This window comes from Chloroflexota bacterium, assembly GCA_013152435.1.
Classification (GTDB): domain Bacteria; phylum Chloroflexota; class Anaerolineae; order DUEN01; family DUEN01; genus DUEN01.
In genome coordinates, this window is the sequence record JAADGJ010000117.1 from 1 (window position 1) to 16059 (window position 16059).

Genomic DNA, 16059 nt, shown 5'->3' on the forward strand with positions numbered 1-16059 from the left:
ATCACGTCCACCTGCAGATGCGTCGCCTCCCCCAACCGCATGATCACGCCTTCCCCAAACCGCTTCTGCAGGTTCGCCAAGGTCGTGTCCAAAGCGCGCTTCCGTCCGTCGTCCATCGCGAGCACCTCCCTCATGCGTCTCCCATGCGGATCCTCGACCATATCCTCCCAGGCCGGTGAAACGTGGAGCTCCACCCTTGGCAGCGCGGAGGCCACCGCCGCCGGCCTCCGCCTATCCTCGTGCTCAGGGTCCCCAGCGGGGCCTCGAAGCCCCCCTGAGGAACACATATCGGAACATATGTTCCAAGCCCAAGTATAGCACGAATGTTCGGAGCCGTCAAACTGCCCCATCCGGACAGGCTCCCTTTTCGTGCGGAAGCACGGCGGGGAGACGAGGGGCGCAGCCCCCCAGCCTTCCCGCCCAACCCCGCCCACACGAATCGGCCCGGGAAGCAGTCGCTTTACAATGGGAGCATGAGAGATTGACTCGGGTTCGCACGGAAAGGTATAATACGCGGCCGCCTGCCATCGGCTATGCCGACGGCGAGACGAGACGGCCATGAAAGCACGACCGAACCGCCGGGCGCTTTGGCTCGGAGGACAGCGAGAAGCGCCGCCTCCCTGCTGAATCCCCGTGAGGCCGCCAACGGGATCCCGTGGCCTTCGTTCGGTCAAACCGTCCGGCGGCCAGGAAAGCCATCCTATCTTTGGATATTCAGGAAGCGCACCACCTCATGGGACAAAGCCTGACACATAAGGTCCTGGAGTCGCACCTCATCTCCGGCGAGCTACGGCCGGGACAAGAGATCGCCATCCGCATCGATCAGACGCTCACCCAGGACGCCTCCGGGACCACCGCGTACCTCCACTTCGAAGCGCTGGGAATCCCCCGGGTACGCACGGAACTCTCGGTCTCCTACGTGGATCACAACACGCTCCAGACCGGGTTCGAGAGCGCAGACGACCATCGGTTTCTCCAGACCATCGCCGCCCGATACGGCATCTATTTCAGCCGGCCGGGCAACGGCATCTGCCATCAGGTCCACCTGGAGCGATTCGCCCGCCCCGGCCGGACGCTGCTGGGCTCCGACTCCCACACCCCCACGGCCGGGGGCATGGGAATGCTCGCCATCGGCGCCGGCGGCCTGGATGTGGCCATCGCCATGGGAGGCGGCGCGTATTATCTCGTCATGCCTCGCGTGCTGGGAGTCCACCTTACCGGCCAGCTTCCGCCGTGGGTGTCCGCGAAGGACGTGATCCTGGAGCTGCTGCGTCGTCTGAGCGTGAAAGGCGGCGTGGGCTACATCATTGAGTACTTCGGCGAGGGGGTGCGCAGCCTGGACGTGCCCGCCCGATCCACCATTACGAACATGGGGACGGAGCTGGGGGCCACCACATCCATCTTCCCCAGCGACGAGGAGACGCTTCGCTATCTGCGGGCGCAGCAGCGCGAGGAAGTATGGATCCCCCTGGAGGCCGACCCCGATGCCGCCTATGACCGGGTGATCGAGATCGATCTGAGCGACCTGGAGCCACTGATCGCCTGCCCGTCCAGCCCGGACAACGTCGTGCCCGTGCGGGAGGTGGCCGGAAGGCCCGTGGCCCAAGTGTGCGTCGGGTCGTGCACCAACTCGTCGTACCCAGATCTGATGAAGGTGGCAGGCATACTGCGGGGACGCCATGTGCATCCCAACGTCAGCATGACCCTCTCCCCCGGCTCCCGGCAGGTGTACACCATGATCGCCCGCAACGGGGCGCTGGCGGACCTCATCGCCGCCGGGGTGCGGGTGCTGGAATCCGCCTGCGGGCCGTGCGTCGGCATGGGACAGGCGCCCCCCACCGGGGCGATCAGCCTGAGGACGTTCAACCGCAACTTCCCTGGGCGTTCCGGCACGCCCGGCGATCAGGTATATCTGTGCAGCCCGGAGACGGCGGCGGCCGCCGCCATCACCGGGGTCATCACCGACCCGCGTGATCTGGGCGATCCCGTCCCGGCCTCCCTCCCCGAGCGGTACGCGGTGGACGACAGCATGATCATCCCGCCCGCCGAGGATCCGGAGGCCGTGGAGGTCATCCGCGGGCCCAACATCAAGCCCATCCCGCTTCCGTCGCCCCTGCCGGACACGCTCGGCGGCGAGGTCCTGCTGAAGGTGGGGGACAACATCTCCACCGATCACATCTCGCCGGCGGGAGCCCACATCCTGCCATTGCGCTCCAACCTGCCCGCGCTGGCCGAATACACCTTCACCCGGGTCGATCCCGAGTTCCCGCGGCGGGCCCGGGAAAGCGGGGGCGGGTTCATCGTGGGCGGACACAATTACGGCCAGGGCTCCGCCCGGGAGCACGCGGCGCTGGCGCCGCGCTATCTGGGCGTCATCGGCGTGATCGCTCGCTCCTTCGCCCGTATCCACCACACCAACCTGGTCAACTTCGGGGTGCTCCCACTCGTCTTCACGGAGGAGGATGACTACCGGCGGCTGCAGCAGGGCGACCGATTGGAGATCCCCCACGTGCGTGAGGCGCTTCAACGCGGGGAGATCCTCACAGTGCACAATCGAACCCAGGGCTGGAGCTTCCAGGCACGCCATCAGCTGACCCCCCGGCAGGTACAAATCGTCCTGGCCGGAGGGCTGGTAAACCACTTACGAGGACAGATCAGGAGGTAGCGCGCTTTCAATGTGAACATTTGATTTTAGGATGCGTTCGCGCACGCCTAAAAGGCCCCTTCGGGATCCCGCCGGGAATCCCGGGATCGCGAGCCGATGAAGGTCGGCTGGGGCGACGTGAACTGCCGCAGGTGGAGCGTGGGAGCTCCACCCGCCTGGGGGAAGCACGGACTGTGCCCTTCCTCGAAATACACCCCTCGCCAGGCAAGGGATCCACGAGGACAGGGGACCGATCCACCGGGAATAGAGAGATCGGAATGGGAAGATGAGACGGACCGGATTTGGAGATTCGGCGAACCAGAGAACAGATCCATGTACGAAAGGGAGGAAGTCGTGAGCTACGAAACGATTCAGGTTCCAACGGAAGGCGAAAAGGTCACCATCCAGAATGGAAAGCTACACGTTCCGGATCACCCGATCATCCCCTTCATCGAGGGGGATGGCACCGGCCGAGACATCTGGCGGGCGGCCAATCGTGTCCTGGACGCGGCCGTGGAGAAGGCATATGGCGGCCGTCGGAAGATCCACTGGATGGAGGTTTACGCGGGCGAGAAGGCCTTCAACAAGTTCGGCACATGGCTGCCCGATGAGACCATCGCCGCGTTCAAGGAGTTCCTGATCGGCATCAAGGGCCCATTGACCACCCCCATCGGGGGTGGGATCCGATCCCTGAACGTGGCCCTTCGCAAGGCGCTGGACCTGTACGTCTGCCAGCGGCCCGTGCGCTGGTTCCCCGGCGTTCCCTCGCCGGTGAAGCACCCGGAGTATGTGGACATGGTGGTCTTCCGGGAGAACACGGAGGACATCTACGCCGGGATTGAGTTCGAGTATGGGACGGAGGAGAACCAGCGCTTCCTGGCGCTTCTGAAGGAGCATTTCCCGGAGGAGTACGCCAAGATCCGCTTCCCGGAGACCTCCGGCATCGGCATCAAGCCGGTGTCCAAGGAGGGCAGCCAGCGATTGGTGCGGGCGGCCATCCGGTGGGCGCTGGAGAACAACCGGCGCAGCGTGACCCTGGTGCACAAGGGGAACATCATGAAGTTCACGGAGGGCGCCTTCCGCAATTGGGGCTACGAGGTCGCCGAGGAGGAGTTCGGCGATCAGGTGTACACCTGGGCCCAGTGGGAGCGCACCAAGGCGGAGAAGGGGGAGGAGGCAGCCAACGCCGAGCAGGACGCCGCGCTCAAGGCCGGGAAGCTCCTGATCAAGGACGTCATCGCCGACATCGTCTTCCAGCAGACGATCACCCGCGCCCGCGAGTTCGATGTGCTGGCCACCATGAACCTCAATGGGGATTACCTGTCAGACGCTCTGGCCGCCCAGGTGGGCGGGATCGGCATTGCCCCCGGCGGCAACATCAACTACACCACCGGCCACGCCATCTTTGAGGCGACCCATGGCACAGCCCCAAAGTACGCCGATCAGGATAAGGTCAACCCCGGCTCCGTGATCCTGTCCGGCGAGATGATGTTCCGATACATGGGCTGGCACGAGGCCGCCGATCTGATCATCAAGGGCATCTCGGGGGCGATCGCGGCCAAGACCGTGACGTACGATTTCCACCGGCTGATGGAGGGCGCCACACTGCTGAAGTGCTCGGAATTCGGCGACGCCATCATCCAGCACATGGATGACTAAAACGCGAGGAGCGAAACGAAAAGGGGGACGTCGCGATGACGTCCCCCTTTTTATGTCATCTCCTTGCCTTCACCGGGGCAAGCGCGCTACGGCGCGGCCTGAGTGGAGGTCACCGTCGCGGTCGCCTCTATGGCCCCCGTCGGCGTGATCGTGCCCGTCGCCTCCACCGTCGCCGTCGGCGCGGCCTCCCCCGTCGGCGTCGAGAGCGCGGCCGCCTCCTCGGCCGTCTTGGGCGCCCCAGCCGCCACCCATCGCTCGAAGATCTCGATCAGCTCCGGCTTCAGCGACTTGGTCGGCGGCATCGGCCCGCCCGCCTCGATCTCCTGGCGATGCAGCATCAGGATCAAGTTGCTGTTCAGGTCGCCGGGGACCACGTTCGGCGCATGATCGCCGGAGGTCATCGTCTCCTCGTAGGAGCGCATGTAGTAATTGTTGTTCTTCTTCCCCGGGCGATGGCAGGAGACACAGTACCGCTTGACGATGGGCTCCACATGCACATCATAGGACGGCACCTCATCCGGTCCCAGGGTGGGGATCGCCGAGGCGGCCGCCGCCTCCTGGGGCAACTCCACCCGATCATCCCACGTGTAGCGCATGAAGGTGACGATCGCCTCTATCTCGCCCTGGGTGAGCTCCCCGCCGTACGCCAGCCCGAAGGGCGGCATGCCGTACGCCGGCTGACCGTAATTGATGACGTTGAAGATGGTGTCGTCGGTGCGGGTGTACATGAAGTCCTGATCGTTGATGGGATTGAGCACCACACCCTCGAGCCCTTCCACTCCCTTCACCTCGCCTCCCTCACCATCGGCTCCATGGCATTCCACGCAGTGCACGGAGTATAGCTCCAATCCCACGGCGATCTTCTCGGTCAGCGTGGTGGCGAGGGGTCGCTGCTCCTCCTGGGGCGGCGTGGTGACCACGGCGGCGATGGTCAGCGCCAGGATCCCGATCATGATCACAGTCATGGCGGACACGGCGATCTTCCGCTTCTTCCAATACCGATGCGGGTTCTTATCGAAGAACGGCAACAACAACAACGCCAACACGGCCAACCCGGGGATAACCGTCGTGCCCACCCACTCCAACTCGCCGGGGAAGAACTTCAGCAACTGGAACAGGAAGAGGAAATACCATTCGGGGCGGGGGACATAGGATGTGTCGGCCGGATCGGCCTTCGGCTCGGCGGGCACACCGACGAAGGTGGCCAGCCCCACCAACAGCAGGAAAAGAGCGAAGATGACCAGCGTGTCCTTGAAGATGATATCTGGATAGAACTTCACACCCTTCTGCTTCGCCTGCTGATATCTCTGCCAGTAACGCTGCTTTTGCTCCTCATTCACGGCGGCGTTCCTCTCCTCAACTGAGTCTACGGCGACAGCCCGCGCGGCGGTCCAGGACGGCCTCCACGCGAAACGCCTCATTCCGAATAACGGCTCACACGGCCTGCGATCGTATCCTTCCCTATCCCCTCAGCTCCGGCAAATGGAGGTTCAGTCCTCTTCCGTGGGAACGGAGGAGATCCCAATGCGAACGACGAGATAGAGGTGAATCCCCACGACCGCCAGGATGATGGCCGGCAGCCCCCATATGTGCATGGCGAAGAACCGGGCCAACGTCACAGCGCTCAGATCGGTCCCCCCGCGCAGGACGCGCATGATCAGGGGGCCGATCACCGGCACCGTCCCTGCAATGGAGGTCCCCACCGTCGTCGCCCAGTACGCCCGCTGGTTCCACGGCAGCAGATAGCCGGTGAACCCCATCCCCAACGTCGCCAGCAGGAGGATCACGCCGGTGAACCAGGTGAGCTCGCGAGGGTACTTGTACGCGCCCAGGTAAAAGGTGCGCAGCATATGCAGCACGACGAACACCACCATCAGGCTCGCACCCCAATGGTGAATGCCCCGGATGAGCCACCCGAAGGACACCCCGGTCATGATGTACTGGACGCTATCGTACGCGTGGTCGGGCGAGGGGACGTAGTACACGGTTAGGAAGATGCCGGTCAAGATCTGCATGATCAGAAGGAAGAGGGTGGCGCTCCCCAAAGTGTACCACCAGTTCACCTTGGGGACCTTGCGATCCAGCACGACGCTGTAGATCGTCGTCAACCCCAAGCGCTCGTCCAACCAGGAGAGAACCTTCTCTGTCATCATCAACCCTCTACGAAGTGAATGAGCAGGTTGCCATCCTCAACCTTCGTCTCGTACTGGTCCAGCGGACGCGGTGGAGGCCCGCTGATCACGTCCCCATTTTTGTCGAAGAAGCCGTCGTGGCAGGGGCAGGCGTACTGCCCAAGGTCCTCCCGCCACTTCACCCGGCAGCTCAAGTGAGTGCACACGTTAGAAAACACCTTGGCCTGATCCTCCGCGGTCCGCAACACGTACACGCCATAGCTGCTCACGGTCCTCTCCCACCCGTGCACCTTCGTACGAGTGAAGTTGAAGGGCGTGGGCACATCGATGGGATAGTTCTCCAGCGGTCCCAACGGGATCCACGCCTCCGATTTCTGCGCCTTCAGGGCCGGCGACACCAGGTAGCCGATGATCGGAATGCCCACGACAGCGCCCATGATGCTACCCAATGCCCCCACCACGAGATTCACGAACTCCCGTCTGCTGAGCCGATAGCGAGCTCGCTTAGCCATCAACGCCTCCTCGTCCCCACATCTGGATTCGAACAGCCGACGTCCTATCCGATATTCCTTCAAAATGTGTAACGATTTTCGCTATTCTACCATCTACTGGAAATAGAACTCAAATTCACGTCACATCGGGTGGTGCAACATTTCTCAAAGGGCATCGTGAAGGCCGGCCCACCCGACCTGGCCTGCCTGACGGACATTTGTGTGATGCGTGGCGTCCATACGACGTTACACCCACCAGGATACCCCATCCTGCCCGGGAAGGCTTTGACCGATCCAGATGGCTGCCCTATAATGGGCGCAAATTTCGAGAGGAGAACATTTCGCTCTCCCCCTCGCCCGACAGCTTGCACAAGAGGAGGCGTAGATGGCTCTCGACAGAAGAGTCGGGCCGTTACAAGGCCTGAGGTATAGAGGCGGCGTGACCATGCTGGCATGGCTGCTCCATCGCATCACCGGCCTGGGGATACTGCTCTTCGTGGGCACCCACGTCATCGCCGCGTTCTTCCTACAACAATTCGGGAGCGATGTGGCCATCGCCATCACAGCCATCTACGAATCGTGGCCGTTTCAGATCTTCGTGTACTTCTGCGTGCTGTATCACGCCCTCAACGGGCTTCGCGTCACCATCCTGGACCTGTGGCCACAGCTCTTGGAATATCAGCACGAAGCGATCTGGATCCAATGGTTCATCTTCCTGCCCATCTACGGCCTGACGGTCTTCCTGATGATCCAAAGCGGGCTCATCGGTGGATAGGGCGCTGCAGAGGAGTGCTTCCATGCGATCTCGCAACATCCCTCCACGCGGATGGACTTTTGAATATCTCATGTGGATCTTCACGCGCCTCTCGGGGCTGACCATGCTCCTCCTGGCCGCGCTGGGGATGACGGCCGCCTTCATCATGGGGGCCCGAACCCAAATGGACCTGCCCACCCTCATGCGTTGGACCTTCTTCCCCAACCCGAACCACGTGATGGAGAGCGACATCCCCGACATCACGCAGGGTTGGTCCAACGCCTTCTGGCAGATCATGCAGATGCTGCTCGTCTTTTTCGCCGTGACGCACGGGTTCAACGGGTTGCGGGTCGTCATCGAGGACTACATCGATCACTCCCTTCTGCGCCCCATGCTGCGAGGGGTGATCTTCCTGCTCTGGCTGTTCTCCATCGCCGTGGCCATCTACGTCATCCTGGCCTCCTGAGATCGGCACGCACACCTTCTTTTAGGAGCGGCTTCATGCAGAGACATCAGTACGAGATCGTGGTGGTTGGGGCCGGGGGGGCCGGGCTCATGGCGGCCCTGCAGGCATCGAGAAAGGCTTCGACCGCCGTGCTCAGCAAGCTATACCCCACGCGCTCCCACACGGGCGCGGCTCAGGGCGGCATCGGCGCCGCTCTGGGAAATCTGGAGGACGACAGCCCGGAATGGCATACCTTCGATACCGTGAAGGGCAGCGATTATCTGGGAGATCAGGACGCCATCGAGTTCATGTGTCATGAGGCGGTCACGACGGTCTACGAGCTGGAACACATGGGCCTGCCCTTCTCCCGCACGCCGGCGGGCCGCATCGCGCAACGCCCCTTCGGCGGGCACACGAACAACGCCACCGGCCAGCCGGTGCGCCGCGCCTGCTACGCGGCCGACCGCACCGGGCACATGATCCTGCAGACGCTCTACCAGCAGTGCATCAAGCAGGGCGTCACCTTCTTCGATGAGTTCCAGGTCCTGGATCTGATCACCGTCGACGGCGCGGCCGCTGGCGTGGTCGCCATCGAGCTGGCCACCGGCGAGCTGCACGTCTTCCACGCCAAGGCGGTGATCTTCGCCACCGGCGGCCACGGCCGGCTGTGGGAGATCACCTCCAACGCGTACGCCTACACCGGCGACGGCGTCGCCGTCGCGCTGCGACGGGGCATCCCGGCGGAGGACATGGAGTTCTTCCAGTTCCACCCCACCGGCATCTACCGGCTGGGGATCCTCATCACCGAGGGCGTGCGCGGCGAGGGAGGCGTCCTGATCAACAACGAGGGCGAGCGCTTCATGGAACGCTACGCCCCTACCGTCAAGGACCTGGCCTCGCGCGATGTGGTCAGTCGCGCCATGTACCTGGAGATGCGGGAGGGCCGCGGCATCAACGGACAGCGCTACCTCTATCTGGACGTGCGCCCAGAGACGGTGAACAAGTACGCCGCGCTGGACGGCCGCACCAACCCCGATGGCACCCCCTATCAGGTCACCGCCGACGACCTGCAGGCCAAGCTGCCGGAGATCATCGACTTCTGCCGCACCTACCTGGGTATCGATCCCATCACGGAGCCCATGCCCGTTCAACCGACGGCCCATTACGCCATGGGGGGGATCCCCACCAACAAGCGAGCGGAGGTGGTGATCGACGAGGAGAACACGGTCATGCCCGGCTTCTACGCCGCGGGCGAGGTCGCCTGCGTGTCCGTGCACGGGGCGAATCGCCTGGGCACCAATTCGCTGCTGGACATCATCGTGTTCGGCAAGCAGGCCGGGCTGAACGCGGCGGAGTTCGCCCGTCACGCCTCGTTCCAGCCGCTCCCCGCCGACGCCGCGGACTTCGCCCGCCAGCAGCTGGAGGCGCTGCTGAACTCGAAGGGGAACGAGCGGCCGGCGGAGATCAGCCGGGAGATGAAGCACACCATGTTCGATCTGGTGGGGGTGTTCCGAACCGAGGAGGGGATGCGCCAGGCGCTGGACAAGATCCGAGAGCTGAAGGAGCGCTACAAGCACATACGCATCCAGGATCGCGGCAAGGTCTTCAACATGGACCTGCTCAACGCCTGGGAGCTGGGCAACCTGCTCGACCTGGCGGAGGTGACCACCGTCTCCGCCCTGGCGCGCAAGGAGAGCCGCGGCGCCCACGCCCGGGAGGACTACCCCAAGCGAGACGACAAGGAATGGCTCAAGCATACATTGGCCTGGCTGAGCGAAGACGGCGTGAGGCTGAGCTATAAGCCGGTTGTGATCACCAAGTACACGCCCAAAGAGCGCGTGTACTAGCAGGGAGCTGACCATGCAGGTGACACTGAAGATCTTTCGCTACGATCCCGAGAAGGATAAGAAGCCGCACTACGAGACGTATCGGGTGGAGGCCGAACCGACCGATCGCGTGCTGGACCTGTTGGAACACATCAAGGGATATTACGACGGCACCCTCTCCTTCCGACGCTCCTGCGCGCACGGCATCTGCGGCTCAGACGCCATGCGCATCAACGGACGCAATCGACTCGCCTGCAAAGTGCTGGTCAAGGATCTGGGAACCAACAAGATCACCGTGGAGCCCCTGTTGGGGCTGCCGGTGGTCAAGGACCTGATCGTGGACATGGAGCCGTTCTTCGAGCACTATCGCTCCGTGATGCCCTATTTCGTGAACGATGAACCTCCGCCGGAGCGCGAGCGGCTGCAGACGCCGGAGGAGCGAGAGCGATTCGACGACACGACCAAGTGCATCCTGTGCGCGGCCTGCACCACCTCCTGCCCATCCTTCTGGGCCAACGAGAACTACGCGGGCCCGGCGGCCATCGTCACCGCGCACCGGTTCATCTTCGACAGCCGTGATCGCGCGGGCGCCGAGCGGCTCAAGATCCTCGACGATCAGTTCGGCGTCTATCGCTGCCATACCATCTTCAACTGCACCGACGCCTGCCCGCGTGACATCCAGGTCACCAAGGCCATCGGCGAGGTGAAAAAGGCCATCCTCACCGGCAAGATCGAATGAGCGGATCGATACGCCCCGCCTCCCTGCGCGAAAGGGCCCGACACGCAACCGATGTCGGGCCTCTTGTTTTCCCGGAATCATCCACAACCGGGTGGGTCAGTCCCCCTCGCCCTGCGGTGGCGTGACGAAGATCGGGATGAACTCCACGCCCAGGAAGGCTCGATTGGGGTCGTCCGGATGCTCGCCCAGGGCGAGCCCGATGGTCATCCGCCGGCCGCCGCGCAGGATGGTGATCTCCACCCGCTCGCCCGGCTTGCGGCTCCCGATCAGCTCGTTCAGGGGATGCTCCTGGTCGATGGGCTGCCCATCCACCGCGATGATCAGATCGCCGGGGCGCAGGCCCGCCTCATCGGCCGGCGTATCCGGATGCACCTTCTGGATGAGCGCGCCGCCTGGCCCGCTCGGGGAGAACGGCCGCGGGAACGGGATCATCGGCGTGCGCTCCCCCGGCTCCGGCATCGGAACGGCCGCCGGACGTGGAGCGGATCGCATCACCAGGTAGGCGACGGTGCCTCCCGCCAGCGCGCCGGCGCACAGGCTCAACAACACCCCAACGACCACGATCACCGCCACGATCACATATGTGCGCTGATTACCCTGAGATGTCGCGCTCATGATCCCTCCTCTATGAATCCAGAGACCAGATAAAGCTCGGACCAAAGGGACCGGCTACGATAACGCTCACGCCGTTGGATGGTCGGTGCTCTGCCTGCTGCTCGATCGTCCAAACCCCAGCTGTGGGGACACGGCGGCGCCGTGTCCCTATAGGAGCGATACGCTCCCCACGCTTCCACGCCCTCCGCAGCAGGGCAACGCTATCTTCGATGATAGTGCGGCCAGATTAATGTCACATTAACGGACGCCATGGCGCCTGGGATAGCGCCCGAACCATGGACTGGGGTCGGGACGCCTCGTCAGGTCACCCCACAGGCATCCGGTCAAGCTGCACGCGAACGCACTCCCCACTTTCCAGGGATGGCTCGGAGGGTCCTCCCCCGCGCCTCCCCCTCGGTGGGATGCCGTCAGGTGCTCATATAAAGACAGGCGAGGCCTCCCATCGGGGACCCCGCCTGCCAGCCTATGCGATCGAACGATCAACGTGACCCAAAGGAGCCATACCCGGTCCGCGGTCTACGTGGACGCGCTTCGTTGACGCGCAGATCACGGTTTTGGAAGCTCACGCCATCGAACATGCTGATAGCCCGCTCGGCCGCCTCTCGCGTCGCCATCTCCACGAAGGCAAACCCTCGGGAGCGGCCCGTTTCCCGGTCACGGATCACTTCGGCACTCACCACGTCGCCGGCGGCACTGAACAGCTCTTCGAGGTCGAGGTCCGTCGCCGTGTATGCCAGGTTTCCGACGTACAACCTGATTCCTGTCATGAAACAGTGACTCCTTGCGTCGTCCTTCCGACCGGGGGCCGGAAGACGGATCGCGGCTACAGTCGGACGACCTTCACCGCGTGGGCGCCCTTGGGGCCCATCTCGATTTCGAACTCTACGCTATCGCCCTCTTCCAGAGTGCGAAAGCCGTCCATTTGGATGGCGCTGTAGTGGACGAAGACGTCCTCGCCACCCTCGCGGGTGATAAACCCGTACCCCTTGGTCGCATTGAACCACTTGACGGTGCCGACCATGCGCTCACTCATTGCTGCATCTCCTTCTAAAATTCTTGTAGGTGAGTGCCCGTCCGGACCAGTACAAAAAAGCCGCCAGGCGAAGTGCCTGACGGCGTATGTACTACGTCCGAAACAGATGCTACCTTCGACCTACGGGCCTCAGTCTAGCACATAACGGAATATATGTCAAATCGCCTTTTGGAGGAGAGGGGCGCAGTTCCTCAAAAGAAACTTCCTGGTTTCCGGCCCTCACCTGCCTTGCCCGGCTCGGCTCACCCCAATCAGGCCGGGAAAGGGCAAGTACAAGGCGGAAAAGAGGATGTTTGGGCGGAGGGAGGTCCCTCCGCACCTCCCCTGTGGGCTTGCGATGGGCCTGGCGAGATCTCCGCTACTTTGGATACACCGCCCCATCCCCGACCAGTTGCCGATACGGCCATGCGATGGCACAATAACACCGACGGGCCCTTTGGCCCGGGGAGCGCAGGATGCGGATCGTGCTGGATATCACGCCGCTGGACACGGGCCACCGAACGCGAGGGGTGGGCACCTACATGCGCGGCCTCCTCCAGGGGCTGCAGGCGCTGAATCCCCCCCATGAGTGGATCCTGATCGCGCACACGCCCTCCGTGCAGATCGCACGGCCAATGGGGGCCAGGATTATCCCACTCCCTCGCCCACGCCTGGGACGCCTCACCGCGCTGGTCACACATCAGATCCTGATGCCCATCGTCCTCTCCCGCCTGGACGCCGACCTGGTTCACTTCCCCGGGATCTCCGCCCACCTCAGCGTGACCGGCGTGCCCTGGCGGGTGCCGCTTCCCTTCGTCGTCACCGTCCACGACTTCACGCCGCTGCACATGCCCGAGCTACTGCACGGCAGGCGGGTGAACCACTGGTGGTATGCTCGACAGCGGCGCTGGGCTCGACGAGCCGAGCGGCTCATCTGCGTAAGCCGGGCCACCCGAGACGACGCGGTGCGCTTCCTGGACGTGCCCGCCACACGCTGTACCGTGATTTACGAGGGCGTGGACACGCGCCGCTTCCACCCGGCCGACGCCCCTCGCCCCGATCCCCCCTTCATCCTGTTCGTCGGGGGCGACTTCCCCAACAAGAACCGGGACGCGGCCCTCCAGGCCTTCGCGCGGCTTACCCGGGAGACCGATCTGCCCCACCGGCTGGTGCTGGTGGGGCCAAATCGACGCGACGACGCGGAGCTGGCCGCCCGGTATCCGGGCCTCGACCTGGCCCGGGTGACGCGCGTGCCGCACCTGGCTCCCCAGGAGCTGGCCGCTCGCTACCGGCAGGCCGATCTCTTCCTCTTCCCATCCCGACACGAGGGGTTCGGGCTGCCGGTGCTGGAGGCGATGGCCTCCGGGACGCCGGTGATCACCTCCACGGCCGCCAGCCTGCCGGAGATCGCCGGGGACGCCGCCATCCTCGTCGAGCCTGACGACGTCGAGGGGCTGTACGAGGCCATGCGGCGCGTGCTGACCGATCCGGAGCTGAAGCGACGCCTGCGGGAGGCCGGGCTGGAGCGAGCGAAGCGGTTCACCTGGACCGAGGCCGCGCGCCAAACCGTCCAGGTGTACGAGGCGATAGGAAGGGACGCGAGGTGATAAAAGAAAACGCCGGAAGACGCTCTCCCCCAAAAGTGTCCTCCGGCGTGGCAACTCAACGAGTTGCCCGTGCGAATTATTATAACACGAATAGTAATAAAGTGAGCTTACAAAGTAATAAAAAAAGCGATTTATTACACCTTATGAACCATCCTTCACAACAACCTCACAAAGCCCGCGAGCGCCGCCCCGCCATGCGCGGGCGGCCACCAGGTCAACGCATATGGTGAGGGAGAAGATGCGCTACATGCGATTTGTCCTGACCTTCCTGATCGCTCTGATCCTCGGCGGATGGGTGTTGGCCCTCGCCGCCGGGCTCGCCTCCCACATCCCATACCTGCCCACCCTGCCGTCCGTCGCCTACGCAGCGTCCTCCCGGCAGGACGCGCCCCCCATCACCACCACCCAGGAGACGCCTATCACCGCGACGACGCCCACGCCGACCCGCCCCATCACGGGGGAGGAGACGCCGCCTCCCGCCGCAGCCCTCCCGGCCACGCCGCCGGCCGTGACGGTGGATGCCACCGCCGCGATCACGGAGACGGGCATCCCGTCCGGGACCATCATCGCCAATCGAACAGCGTTCACCGTTACCTTCTTCCTGGAGGGGCAGACCTATCGGCTGCAGGCGCTGCGATCCGTCGGCGTGGCCCTGCCGCGCGTCACCTCCGTGCTGGCGCTGTACAACTGCGAGGTGAGCCGTCCCCCAGACCGGGCCGAGACCGAGTGCTTCTGGGACCCCTACCTGCTCCAGAGAGATGGGTTCTACGAGATCGTCAACGGGGCGGCCGCGGGGAAGCCGGCTCGGCTGGTGCTGCAGAGCGCCACGGCGCCTCCCGCCGATCAGGCATGGATCCACAACCGCACCGGACATGAGGAGACGGTCATCTACGGCGACAGGCTGTACGAGATCCCCGCCGGGGCGGTCGAGGAGATCCCTGTCCAGGCCCAGCCAGCCCAGGTCGCCTACCTGCGACACTGCCTGACCTGGAAGGGGGAGACAGTGTGCGAGTGGCTGCCGCGGGTGCTCGCCGGCGGTGTGTACTACGCGCTGCGGGAGTCCGTCACGCCCATCCCGATGCCCAACAGCCGCATCACCCTGATGGTGCTGGAGCGGATCCTGCCTCCGGAGGAGAAGCCGAGCGCGGCTGTCGCCACGCCGCGGACGCCCACGGCCACCCCCACGCCCGCGCCGTCCCAGCTCACGTGCCGATTGCAGGTGCAGGCGCTGAACGTGCGCAGCGGACCGGGGCTGCAATACCTGGTCATCTCAGCCGTGCGGCGCGCCGATCATCCCGGGGGAGAGGTGACCGTGCGCGGCCGGAACCCGGCGGGGACCTGGCTGGCCGTGGACGAGCGCATCGCGCCCGGCGGCTGGATCTCCGGCGATCGGGCGCTCGTCGCCTGCGATGGCGACGTGATGGCCCTGCCCATCGCCGAGATCACCGACGGCCGGCTGGCGCCCACCCCCACGCCCGCGCCGAGCCCTGCCGTCACGCCGACGCCCTCTCAGCCGGTTCCACCGCCGGGGAAGGCGCTGCTGATCGTACACAACGCCTTCGGGCGAGACATCACGTTCACCATCTCGCCGGACGTGTGGATCCTGAAGCCGGGCGAGAGCATCACCGTCATACGGGATCCGGGGCGGGTGACCTTCTCCGCCAGCACGCCCTTCCACTCCGGGAACGCCGAGGTCACGCTGAAGGAGGGGGAGACGCGAGCGCTGTGGCTGCACTTCGCGCCCAAGACGCCCGGCTCCCAGATCTACGTCCTCAAATACTGACCCCGCAGGGCGATGTGGGGCAGCCTGCGGGTTGCCCCATTGGTATCAAATTAAGCGATACGGAAGCGCGGCCCCGCATCTCTGGGATGGCTCGGAGGGGCGGAAGCCCCTCCGAAGAACTCTATTTTCAGGCCCTCACCTGCCCCGTGGGGCCGGAGGCCACCGGCCAAAGCCCCAACCAGGCAGGGAAAAGGCGAGAGAAAGCGTTTTTCTGCGGAGAGGCTTCCCCTCGCACCTCCCCTTTCAGGTGCGACCGCCCGTGGAGGGAAAAAGCGACAGGCGAGGGCCTCGCCCATGCCGTTAAGCGAATAGGGCAAGCGGCCGCTCGCCCCTACCCTCTAGCGGTATTTCC

At 64.3% G+C, this 16059-nt stretch carries 15 protein-coding genes; 8 read left to right on the top strand and 7 right to left on the bottom strand.

The window, feature by feature from the left end:
• Positions 1-116, bottom strand: a 116-nt coding sequence (locus GXP39_16545) for a DNA recombination/repair protein RecA (GenBank protein ID NOZ29647.1), incomplete at its 3' end; no start/stop codon positions are given.
• A gap of 617 nt (positions 117-733) precedes the next feature.
• Here GXP39_16545 and GXP39_16550 point away from each other — a divergent pair.
• Positions 734-2665 (top strand): aconitate hydratase, encoded by a 1932-nt coding sequence (locus tag GXP39_16550; GenBank protein NOZ29648.1) that lies wholly within the window; start codon positions 734-736, stop codon positions 2663-2665.
• A gap of 312 nt (positions 2666-2977) precedes the next feature.
• Positions 2978-4303: an NADP-dependent isocitrate dehydrogenase gene (icd, locus tag GXP39_16555; GenBank protein ID NOZ29649.1), complete on the top strand. Its 1326-nt coding sequence runs from the start codon at positions 2978-2980 to the stop codon at positions 4301-4303.
• Between the two features lie 86 nt (positions 4304-4389).
• On the opposite strand, the gene GXP39_16560 is transcribed toward icd, so the two are convergent.
• From GXP39_16560 to GXP39_16570, 3 genes are all read right to left on the bottom strand, one after another.
• Entirely contained in the window at positions 4390-5724 is a 1335-nt protein-coding gene (locus GXP39_16560; GenBank protein ID NOZ29650.1) for a c-type cytochrome, read from the bottom strand.
• 69 nt (positions 5725-5793) lie between these two features.
• The gene (locus GXP39_16565) at positions 5794-6453 is read right to left on the bottom strand and encodes a cytochrome b6 (protein NOZ29651.1); all 660 of its coding nucleotides are present in this window, start codon (positions 6451-6453) and stop codon (positions 5794-5796) included.
• 2 nt (positions 6454-6455) lie between these two features.
• Entirely contained in the window at positions 6456-6947 is a 492-nt protein-coding gene (locus GXP39_16570; GenBank protein ID NOZ29652.1) for a ubiquinol-cytochrome c reductase iron-sulfur subunit, read from the bottom strand.
• A 418-nt stretch (positions 6948-7365) separates the two neighbouring features.
• Between GXP39_16570 and GXP39_16575 the strand changes: the two genes are divergently transcribed.
• Genes GXP39_16575 through GXP39_16590 form a run of 4 tightly spaced genes read left to right on the top strand, consistent with a single transcriptional unit; the run spans position 7366 to position 10690 of the window.
• Positions 7366-7701, top strand: a complete 336-nt coding sequence (locus GXP39_16575; protein NOZ29653.1) for a hypothetical protein — start codon at positions 7366-7368, stop codon at positions 7699-7701.
• 22 nt (positions 7702-7723) lie between these two features.
• Positions 7724-8146, top strand: a complete 423-nt coding sequence (locus tag GXP39_16580; GenBank protein ID NOZ29654.1) for a hypothetical protein — start codon at positions 7724-7726, stop codon at positions 8144-8146.
• 35 nt (positions 8147-8181) lie between these two features.
• Positions 8182-9972 (top strand): FAD-dependent oxidoreductase, encoded by a 1791-nt coding sequence (locus GXP39_16585; GenBank protein NOZ29655.1) that lies wholly within the window; start codon positions 8182-8184, stop codon positions 9970-9972.
• Between the two features lie 13 nt (positions 9973-9985).
• Positions 9986-10690 carry a succinate dehydrogenase iron-sulfur subunit gene (locus GXP39_16590; GenBank protein NOZ29656.1) on the top strand — a complete coding sequence of 235 codons (705 nt, stop codon included), beginning with the start codon at positions 9986-9988 and terminating at the stop codon, positions 10688-10690.
• A 96-nt stretch (positions 10691-10786) separates the two neighbouring features.
• Here the strand turns inward: GXP39_16590 and GXP39_16595 are convergent, their stop codons facing one another.
• The 3 genes from GXP39_16595 to GXP39_16605 all read right to left on the bottom strand — a co-directional run bounded on the left by GXP39_16595 (position 10787) and on the right by GXP39_16605 (position 12326).
• The gene (locus GXP39_16595) at positions 10787-11305 is read right to left on the bottom strand and encodes a PDZ domain-containing protein (protein NOZ29657.1); all 519 of its coding nucleotides are present in this window, start codon (positions 11303-11305) and stop codon (positions 10787-10789) included.
• A gap of 479 nt (positions 11306-11784) precedes the next feature.
• A complete protein-coding gene (locus tag GXP39_16600; protein NOZ29658.1) occupies positions 11785-12072 on the bottom strand; it encodes an RNA-binding protein in 288 nt (95 codons plus the stop codon).
• A gap of 56 nt (positions 12073-12128) precedes the next feature.
• The gene (locus GXP39_16605; GenBank protein ID NOZ29659.1) at positions 12129-12326 is read right to left on the bottom strand and encodes a cold-shock protein; all 198 of its coding nucleotides are present in this window, start codon (positions 12324-12326) and stop codon (positions 12129-12131) included.
• Between the two features lie 467 nt (positions 12327-12793).
• On the opposite strand from GXP39_16605, the gene GXP39_16610 reads away from it, so the two are divergent.
• On the top strand, positions 12794-13924 hold the full coding sequence (locus GXP39_16610) for a glycosyltransferase family 4 protein (protein NOZ29660.1): 1131 nt from the start codon (positions 12794-12796) through the stop codon (positions 13922-13924).
• 238 nt (positions 13925-14162) lie between these two features.
• Positions 14163-15707 carry a hypothetical protein gene (locus GXP39_16615; GenBank protein ID NOZ29661.1) on the top strand — a complete coding sequence of 515 codons (1545 nt, stop codon included), beginning with the start codon at positions 14163-14165 and terminating at the stop codon, positions 15705-15707.
• The last annotated feature ends 352 nt before the right edge of the window (positions 15708-16059 follow it).